This window comes from Klebsiella sp. K47 (assembly GCF_051858335.1).
In the GTDB taxonomy this organism is placed as follows: Bacteria; Pseudomonadota; Gammaproteobacteria; order Enterobacterales; family Enterobacteriaceae; genus Klebsiella; species Klebsiella pneumoniae.
The window spans coordinates 1-249 of record NZ_JBPYUI010000168.1 but is presented as its reverse complement, the minus strand read 5'-3'; the positions used below and the strand labels follow the sequence as shown (position 1 = coordinate 249).

Here is a 249-nt window from a genome sequence, read left to right as displayed (position 1 = left end):
GCCGCGAGTGGGGCCTGGTCGCCACCGCGCAATGCGTTCATGGCGGTCCATGACACCCCTGCCAGCTTCCCCACGGATCTCAAGGCCGCCTTCGATGCTGAGCCGTGGCGCCGCGAGATCGCCGGCACCGAAGGGCGGCACTATCATCTGCGCGCGCTGCCGCCGGGCGGAGCCGGTACACCGGGATGGCTGGTCGCCTGGTTCAGCCAGCAGCTGTTGGTGCGGCCTATGCGCAGCCAGATTCTGGCG

Annotated in this window: 1 protein-coding gene; it reads left to right on the top strand. The window is 69.9% G+C overall.

The genetic code is table 11. The features are described from left to right. Positions 1 to 39: 39 nt before the first annotated feature. Positions 40 to 249: hypothetical protein (locus tag RRF55_RS27560; protein WP_439419237.1), on the top strand; the 210-nt coding region annotated here is incomplete at its 3' end.